The 8,436-nt window shown below is 73.3% G+C and carries 7 protein-coding genes and 1 pseudogene; all 8 read left to right on the top strand.

Annotated features, from left to right (window positions below; genetic code table 11):
- The first annotated feature begins 47 nt into the window (after positions 1–47).
- Positions 48–2,447, top strand: a complete 2,400-nt coding sequence (locus ABZ318_RS37910; RefSeq protein WP_356906972.1) for a Tat pathway signal sequence domain protein — start codon at positions 48–50, stop codon at positions 2,445–2,447.
- A 17-nt stretch (positions 2,448–2,464) separates the two neighbouring features.
- Positions 2,465–3,514 (top strand): rhamnogalacturonan acetylesterase, encoded by a 1,050-nt coding sequence (locus tag ABZ318_RS37905; RefSeq protein WP_356906971.1) that lies wholly within the window; start codon positions 2,465–2,467, stop codon positions 3,512–3,514.
- 262 nt (positions 3,515–3,776) lie between these two features.
- The gene (locus ABZ318_RS37900) at positions 3,777–4,157 is read left to right on the top strand and encodes a hypothetical protein (RefSeq protein ID WP_356906970.1); all 381 of its coding nucleotides are present in this window, start codon (positions 3,777–3,779) and stop codon (positions 4,155–4,157) included.
- A gap of 82 nt (positions 4,158–4,239) precedes the next feature.
- Positions 4,240–4,821 carry a carbonic anhydrase gene (locus ABZ318_RS37895; protein ID WP_356906969.1) on the top strand — a complete coding sequence of 194 codons (582 nt, stop codon included), beginning with the start codon at positions 4,240–4,242 and terminating at the stop codon, positions 4,819–4,821.
- 11 nt (positions 4,822–4,832) lie between these two features.
- On the top strand, positions 4,833–6,314 hold the full coding sequence (locus ABZ318_RS37890; protein ID WP_356906968.1) for a SulP family inorganic anion transporter: 1,482 nt from the start codon (positions 4,833–4,835) through the stop codon (positions 6,312–6,314).
- A gap of 276 nt (positions 6,315–6,590) precedes the next feature.
- Complete coding sequence (locus ABZ318_RS37885) at positions 6,591–7,625, top strand: LacI family DNA-binding transcriptional regulator (protein WP_356906967.1); 1,035 nt, start codon at positions 6,591–6,593, stop codon at positions 7,623–7,625.
- On the top strand, positions 7,622–8,161 hold the full coding sequence (locus tag ABZ318_RS37880) for a SigE family RNA polymerase sigma factor (protein WP_356906966.1): 540 nt from the start codon (positions 7,622–7,624) through the stop codon (positions 8,159–8,161). The genes ABZ318_RS37885 and ABZ318_RS37880 overlap by 4 nt, the downstream gene beginning before the upstream one ends.
- Positions 8,161–8,436: pseudogene (locus ABZ318_RS37875) on the top strand (hypothetical protein); the annotation flags it as partial. The gene ABZ318_RS37880 and the pseudogene ABZ318_RS37875, both read left to right, overlap by 1 nt.

Here is an 8,436-nt window from a genome sequence, read left to right as displayed (position 1 = left end):
ACGTGCCCGGTTTCTGGGCCGGCGTGGGCGTCATCGTCCTCGGCGGCATCGTCGGCGGCGCGATGAAGGCGGCGGGCCTCGGCATGCCGAAGGAGCCCGCGACCGGCGCGAAGACCGTGTCCGTCACCGAGACCGGGCGGCGGATCACCGTCGACACCGGCACCGTCCGGGCCGTCGTCTCGAAGGACGGCGGGAAGCTCGTCGAGTCCGTCACCCGCGACGGCGTGAAGATCGCCACCGACGGCCGGCTCGTCCTCCTCCGGCAGAGCGACCTCGACGACGGCGACCAGGGCAACGCCAAGTGGGAGCGGTTCGACGGGGAGATCGCAGGAGCCGTCGTCGAACAGAGCGGTCCCGTACGGGCCGTGGTGCGGATCGACGGCAAGCACCGCAAGGGAAGCCGGAGCTGGCTTCCGTTCTCGGTGCGGCTGTACTTCTACGCCGGCTCCGAGTCGTTCCGCATGGTCCACACCATCACCTACGACGGTGACCAGAACAAAGACTTCATCCGCGGCCTCGGCGTCCGCTTCACCGTCCCGATGCGCGACGCCGCCTACGACCGGCACGTCCGCATCGCCGGCGAGGGCGCCGGCTTCCTCACCGAGGCCGTCCAGGGCGTCACCGGCCTGCGCCGCGATCCCGGCGCCGCCGTGCGCACGGCGCAGGTCAGGGGCGAGAAGCTGCCCGACCCCGCCACCTGGGACCAGCGCGTCACCACCCGCATGCAGTACGTCCCCACCTGGGGCGACTACACCCTCGCCCAGCTCTCCGCCGACGGCTTCGCCCTCCGCAAGCGCACCAGGCCCGGCCACGGCTGGATCGCGGCCGGCGGCGGCCGCCGCGCGAGCGGCTTCGGCTACGTCGGCGGGGTGACCGGCGGACTCTCCTTCGGCCTGCGGGACTTCTGGCAGAAGCACCCCGCCCAGCTCGACATCCGGGGCGCCGCCGGCGACGCCGCCGAGGTCACCCTCTGGCTCTGGTCACCCGAGGCCCAGCCCATGGACCTGCGCTTCTACCACGACGGCATGGGCCAGGACACGTACCCCGAGCAGCTCGAAGGCCTCAACATCACCTACGAGGACCACGAGCCCGGCTTCGGCACCCCCTACGGCATCGCCCGCACCAGCGAGCTGATGTTCTGGGCCAACGCCGCCACCCCCACCGCCGACGCGCTCGTCGCCCAGGCCGCCGCCGTCCGCACCCCGCCGCAGCTCGCCGCGAGCCCCGAGGACCTCGTCCGCGCCCGGGTGTTCGGCGGACTGTTCTCGCCGGTCGACCGCTCCACCCCGGCGAAGGCGAGGATCGAGGACCACCTCGACTACCTCTTCACCTACTACAAGGACCAGGCCGAGCAGCGCCGTTGGTACGGCTTCTGGGACTACGGCGACATCATGCACACCTACGACGAGGACCGGCACCAGTGGCGGTACGACGTCGGCGGCTACGCCTGGGACAACTCCGAACTCTCGCCCGACCTCTGGCTCTGGTACGCCTACCTGCGCTCCGGGCGCGCCGACGTCTTCCGCTTCGCCGAGGCCATGACCCGCCACACCGGCGAGGTCGACGTCTACCACCTCGGGAAGTGGGCCGGCCTCGGCACCCGCCACGGCGTCCAGCACTTCGCCGACAGCGCCAAGCAACAGCGCATCTCCACCGCCGTCTACCGCCGCCCGTACTACTTCCTCACCGCCGACGAACGCGTCGGCGACCTCATGCACGACCAGGTCGACTCCGACGAGACCTTCCTCGTCCTCGACCCCATCCGCAAGATCCGCACCGAGCCCTACACCCCCGACCGGCACGCCCTCTCCGTCGGCTTCGGCACCGACTGGAGCGGCCTCGCCGCCGCCTGGCTCACCGAGTGGGAGCGCGGCGGACCCAAGGCCGCCAAGGCCGAGGCCCGGCTCCGCTCCACCATGGAGACGATCGCCGCCCAGCCCAACGGCTTCGTCCAGGGCACCGGCCTCTACGACCTCGACACCGGCCGCTTCGCGATCGCCGACAAGCCCGTCGTCGGCGTCTCCCACCTCTCCGCCATGTTCGGCCTGGTCGAGATGTGCGCCGAGCTCATCGACCTCATCGACATGCCCGCCTTCGAGAGCGCCTGGCTCGACTACTGCCGCTACTTCAACGCCACCAAGACCGAACAGGCCGCCCGCTACGGGCAGAACTTCGGCACCCTGCTCCTCTTCCAGGGCCACTCGCGCCTGGACGCCTACGCCGCCGCCCGGTCGAACGACACCAAGCTCGCCCAGCGGGCCTGGGCCAAGTTCGACAAGAGCGACGGCTACACGGCGGCCATGGTCTGGGACAAGACCCCCGTCCAGGGCTCCGCCGCCCTCGAACCCGGCTACGAACACCTGTGGATCAGCACCAACACCACCGCCCTGTTCGGCCTCGCCGCCATCCAGAACCTCGCCCTCGTCGGCGACCACCTGCCCAAGTGACCACCGGGAGAAGCACGATGAGAAGGACAGCCCTCGTCGCCGCGACGGCGACCCTGCTCGGCACCCTCGCCGGCGCGCCCGCCGCCCACGCCGACGGTCCCTTCGGCCAGGGCCTCGACCACTGCGTCCCCACGGACACCGGGACGCTCGCCTGCCACTTCGACGTGGCCCCCGGTACGTACGACGTGACCGTGACCCTCGGCGGCCGGGCCGCCGGGGCGACCGCCGTCACCGGCGAGACCCGGCGGGCCCTGCTCGCCGAGACCGCCACCGGGGCGGGGGAGCGGCTCCGGCGCTCCTTCACCGTGGACGTCCGCGACCCGGAGGGCGAGCCCACCGGCGCCGCCGGCAGCCCGGGCCTCGACCTCGTCCTCGGCGGGGCCGCGCCGCGCGTGGCCTCGCTCCGGATCACCCCGGCTCCCGCCGCCCGGCGCCTCTTCCTGGTCGGGGACTCGACCGTCTGCGACCAGCCGGCCGATCCGTACACCGGTTGGGGCCAGATGCTGCCCGTCCACCTCGGGCGGGGCGTCGCCGTCGCCAACCACGCCGACTCCGGCGAGAGCACCGTCACCTTCCTGGCGAACCCGGCGCTCTTCGACCGGGTCGAGGCGGAGATCCGGCCCGGCGACCCCGTCCTCGTCCAGCTCGCCCACAACGACAAGCAGACCGACGCGGCCACCTACCGGGCCAACCTCACCACCCTCGTCGAGCGGGTACGGGCCAGGGGCGGCGAACCCGTCCTCGTCACCCCGATCGTCCGCCGCTGGTTCAACCCCGACGGCACCCTGGACAACGGCGTCGCGCTGCTCGTCAACGGCCTCGGCGTCGACCACCCCGCCGAGATCCGGGCCCTCGCCGGCTCGCTCGGCACCCCGCTGGTCGACCTCACCGCCCTCACGAAGGCGCGGGTCGAACAGCTGGGCCCCGAGGCGTCCAAGGCGCTCTATCTGACGACCGAGAAACGGGACAACACGCACACGTCGGTACGGGGGGCCACGGAGTACGCGGCGCTGGTCGCGGGCGAGCTGAGGGCCCGCGGCATCCTTCCGGCCCCGCTCTTCCGCTAGGGCCTGTCCGGCGGATCATGGTCGGGTCCGCGCCGACGACCGACATTCCGGGGAGCTTCGCACGTACACGGTCGGCGGCCGGCGTTCAAGGGGCGGTCCGCGTCAAGAATTCTCGGGTTTTCGGGCTCGTTTCCACTCGTAACGTCCAGTTAACCCTGCAAGAGGCTTGCCGGGTTATCGTCTCCTTGACTGGTCCTTGACCAAGTGTTGGTGATCTCTAGACCTGGTGGATCGCCCTGGAGGGAGGCATATGCGCCGAGCAATGACGGCCTGGACGGGGCTCTCGGCCCTCGCCCTCGTCCTCGTCTCCCTCCAGCTCCTCACCACCGCCTCCTTCGCAGCCGCACACGCGCCCCGGCACACCGTGGCCGAGGCACCGTTCGGAACGGAGTCCTCCGGGACGGCCTCGTACGACGAGGTCGTCACCTGTCGCGACGCCGAGCCGCCGGCGGACCCGATCGGTCCCCTGCGCACCCGCGACCGCCACCGCACCGCCGACAAGCCGGCCGCGTCCGAACGCCCGTCGCCGCCGCGCCCCGCCTCGACCACGCCCCGGCCGGCCACGCGCGGTGCCGCGGATCCCTCCTCGGCGAAATCGCCGGGCCTCCGCTCCACAGCCGCACTCCAGGTGTTCCGCTGCTGAGTGGCAGAGCAGTCCCACCACCCCACACCTGCCCTGCACACCCGACGCGTCCCCACGACGCGCCAGGAGGAGCCACCACGCCATGCAACCCCTCATCGACAACGCCCGTACGTTCGGACAGCGCCCTGAGGAGTTCGCCCGACTGGCCGAAGGCCAGTCCCCCGAGGTCCTGTTCATCACCTGCGCCGACTCCCGGGTCGTCCCCGCCCTGATCACCGGTGCCCGGCCCGGCCAGCTCTTCGAGCTGCGCACGGCGGGCAACATCGTCCCGCCGTACGGCTCCGGCACCCCGACCGGCGAGGCCGCCACCATCGAGTACGCCGTGGAGGTCCTCGGCGTCCGGCACATCGTGGTCTGCGGCCACTCGCACTGCGGTGCCGTGGGTGCCGTGGTGCGCGGCGACGACCTGGACACCGTCCCCGCGGTGCGCGACTGGCTCGCGCACGCCGCGGAGGAGCCCCGGTGCGCCGACCCGGCCGACCCGACGGTCGCCGAAGCCGTACAGCACCACGTCCTGACGCAGCTGCTGCGGCTGCGTTCCCACCCCTGCGTCGACAAGGGCCTCGCGTCCGGGCGGCTCGGCCTGCACGGGTGGTACTACGAGGTCCACACCGGAGCCGTACGCGAGTACCGCGCGGACACCGACGCCTTCGAAGCGCTGTGAGGGGAACCGACATGACCAACTTCCCTTACTTACGGCAGGACTTCACCGCCTCGCTCGTCGTGTTCCTCGTCGCTCTCCCCCTGTGCGTCGGCGTCGCCGTCGCCTCGGGCGTCCCGGCCGAGCTCGGACTCGTCACCGGCATCGTGGGTGGCATCGTCACCGGTCTCCTGCGGGGCAGCAGCCTGCAGGTGTCCGGACCGGCGGCGGGACTGACCGTGCTGGTCTTCGAGGCCGTCACCGAGTTCGGGCTCGCCACGCTCGGTGTGATCGTCCTCGCCGCCGGGGTGCTCCAACTGGCCATGGGTGCCCTGAGGCTGGGGCGCTGGTTCCGGGCGATCTCCGTCGCCGTCGTCGAGGGCATGCTGGCCGGCATCGGTCTGGTGATCATCGCCGGTCAGCTGTACGCGGCGGCCGGCCTGAAGGCTCCCGCCTCCGGCGTCGACAAGATCCTGGGGTTGCCCGGGGCCGTCCTCGGCGCCTTCGACAGCACCGCGGCGCCGGCCTCGCTCGCGGTCGGCGCGGGCACCATAGCCGTGATGGTGGGGTGGAAGCACCTGCCGGAGAAGGCGCGGACCGTGCCGGGCGCGCTCGCCGCGGTGATCCTGGCGACGGCGGTCACCCTGGCGTTCGGCCTGCCGGTGGCCACCGTCGAGGTGAACGGCCTGACCGGTTCCGTCCGGCTGCCCGGCGCCGACGCCTTCGGCGAGCTGGCCGACCCGGCCGTCCTGGGCACGGTCCTGGCCTTCACCCTGATCGCCTCCGCCGAAAGCCTGTTCAGCGCCGCCGCGGTGGACCGGCTGCACGACGGTCCACGCACCCAGTACGACAAGGAGCTCATGGCGCAGGGCGCGGGCAACGCGGTCTGCGGTGTGCTCGGGGCCCTGCCGATGACCGCGGTCATCGTCCGCAGCTCCGCCAACGTGGCGGCGGGCGCGAAGACCAAGGCGTCCCGCGTCCTGCACGGCGTGTGGCTCCTCCTGTTCGCGGCGCTGCTGCCGGGGGCGCTGGCGCTGATCCCGCTGCCCGCGCTCGCCGGCATCCTGATCCACGCGGGCTGGAAGCTGATCCCGTTCCGCGGGGTCACGGCGCTGTGGCGGGAACACCGGGGCGAGGCGCTGATCCTGGTGGCGACGGCCGTCGCGATCGTCACCGTGAACATGTTCGAGGGCGTGCTGATCGGACTGGCCCTGTCCGTGGCCAAGACCGCCTGGGAGACGTCGCACGTCAGGCTGGAGGTCATCGACAAGGGCGCGGGCCCGCTCCAGGCGCATCTGTCGGGCAACGCGACCTTCCTGAGGCTGCCGAAGATACTCGACAGCCTGGAGGCGCTGCCCCAGGACCGACCGATCGTGGTCGACGTCTCCGGCCTGCACCACCTCGACCACGCCTGCCGCACGGCCCTGGAAACGTGGGCCGAACGGCACAGTGCGGCCGGCACGGAACCCGTGAGGGTCACCGAGCCCGTGAAGGTCGCGTCCGCCGAGCCGGCCTGACCCCGCCGGGGGTCCGCCCACCGGCCCGAACCCGCACCCGAGGGGCGCCGCGCCGGCGGTGCGGGTTCAGACGCGGAACGCGGAGGCGCCGCCAGGAGCACACGGGGACACCCCCCTGTGGGCGTCCGGCCGCACGGCAGGGAGAGCCACCCCCCCGCCCCCGACACCGGAGTCTTCGTGGCCCGTCTGGACAGCTCGTCGAACCGCCGCTTAGGGTCGGGAGCCGAATCGTCGGGCGGTCGCCCGGAACACCGGGAACCGTCCAGGAGCACGCACGTGGTCACCCTCGCCGATGTCGCCCGCCACGCCGGGGTCTCGGCCAGCACCGTCAGCTACGTGCTCAGCGGCAAACGGTCCATATCCGCGCCCACCCGCGAGCGCATCCAGCACAGCATCGACGTCCTCGGCTACCGGCCGCACGCCGGCGCCCGCGCCCTCGCCAGCAGCCAGACGAACATCCTCGCGCTGATGATGCCGCTCCGCACCGGCCTCTACGTGCCGGTGATGATGGAGATCGCGATGGCCGTCACCACCACGGCCCGCTCCCACGGCTACGACGTGCTGCTGCTCACCGGCGAGGAAGGCCCCGAAGCCGTCCGCCGCGTCGAGGGCAGTGCCGTCGCCGACGCCATGATCGTCATGGACGTGGGGCTCGACGACCCCCGGCTGCCCTGCCTCCAGGAGGCCGAGCGGCCCTCCGTCCTCATCGGCCTGCCCGCCGAGACCGCCGAAGCCGCCGACGCCACCGGACTCGACTGCGTCGACCTCGACTTCGAGACCGCCGGAGTCCGCTGCGTCGAGCACCTCGCCGGTCTCGGCCACACCCGGATCGCCGTCCTCGGCGAGCCTCCCGCCGTGTACGAGAGGGGTACGGGCTTCGCCGCCCGCACGCTCACCGGACTGCGCGCCGCCGCCGGCGCCCATGGCGTCGGGCTGCTCCACCGGCCCGTCGAGGGCACCTACGCGGCCGTCGCCGCCGCCGTCACCCGCGTCTTCGAGGAGCGCCCCGGCACCACGGCCCTCGTCGTCCAGAACGAGGCCGCCGTCGAGCCGCTCCTCGCGCTCCTGCGCCACCAGGGCCGTGCCGTGCCCGAGGACGTGTCCGTCGTCGCCATCTGCCCCGACCAGGTCGCCGTGCATGCCTCCGTGCCGCTCACCTCCGTCTCCGTGCCCGCCCAGGAGATGGGCCGGCTGGCCGTCGAGCGGCTCGTCGCGCGCCTGTCCGGCGAGGCCCCGCGCGGTACGGAGCTCATCGCGCCCCGTCTGACGCCCCGCGCGAGCACGGGCCCGGCGTCCGCCGCGGCCCCGTGATCACGACGGACGCCGGGGCCGAGGACGACGCGACGGAGTTCCGGGCCTTCTTCGAGCGCCACTACGCCGAACTCGCCCGCCTCGCCCATCTGCTGACCGGTGAGACCGACGCCGCCGACGACGTGGCCGCCGACGCCATGCTCGCCCTCTGGAACCGCTGGGACCGGGTCCGCGCCGCCGACCACCCCGCCGCCTACGCCCGGGGCGTCGTCGCCAACCTCGTCCGCACCCGCATCCGCGGCACCGTCCGCGAGCGGCGCCGGATCGCCGCCTTCTGGGACCGGCGCCCGGAGCACACCGAGGACCCGGACGTGCCCGCCGTCGTCGACGTCCGCACCGCCCTGCGCGCCCTGCCCTTCCGCAAGCGCGCCTGCGTCGTGCTCCGGCACGCCTTCGACCTCTCCGAACGCGACACCGCCCTCGCGCTCGGCGTCTCCGTCGGCACGGTCAAGAGCCAGACGGCCAAGGGCATGGCGGAACTCCAGCGGCTGCTCGGCGACCGGGCCGCCACCGAACTCGCCGCGGGAAGGCGCTGATGGACGAGGCACAGCTCCGCCGCGAGCTGCGGGAGGCAGCGCTCGCGCACCGGCCCGACCACGCCCGCATCCTCGCCCGGGTGGAACGGGGCATGGCCGAGCCCGCCCCGGCCGGGCGCCGCGGACGGCCGCCGCGCCCGTGGACCGGCCGCCGGTGGACGGCGGCCGTCGCCGTCACCGCGGCCGTCGCCGGGGTCGTCGGCCTCGGCGGCCTCGCGGCGACCCCCCTGGACGACCGGCCCGCCGGGCCCGCCACGACCCTGCCCGCGCCCGGC

The sequence above is a fragment of the Streptomyces sp. NPDC006197 genome, assembly GCF_040613865.1.
Classification (GTDB): domain Bacteria; phylum Actinomycetota; class Actinomycetes; order Streptomycetales; family Streptomycetaceae; genus Streptomyces.
Note: the sequence above shows the minus strand (reverse complement) of the source record. Positions and strands in the feature narration are given on the sequence as shown.

Coding starts and splice junctions, on each gene's coding strand:
- ABZ318_RS37905 (WP_356906971.1), top strand. CDS start 2,465: ATGAGAAGGACAGCCCTCGTCGCCGCGACGGCGACCCTGCTCGGCACC.
- ABZ318_RS37900 (WP_356906970.1), top strand. CDS start 3,777: ATGACGGCCTGGACGGGGCTCTCGGCCCTCGCCCTCGTCCTCGTCTCC.
- ABZ318_RS37895 (WP_356906969.1), top strand. CDS start 4,240: ATGCAACCCCTCATCGACAACGCCCGTACGTTCGGACAGCGCCCTGAG.
- ABZ318_RS37890 (WP_356906968.1), top strand. CDS start 4,833: ATGACCAACTTCCCTTACTTACGGCAGGACTTCACCGCCTCGCTCGTC.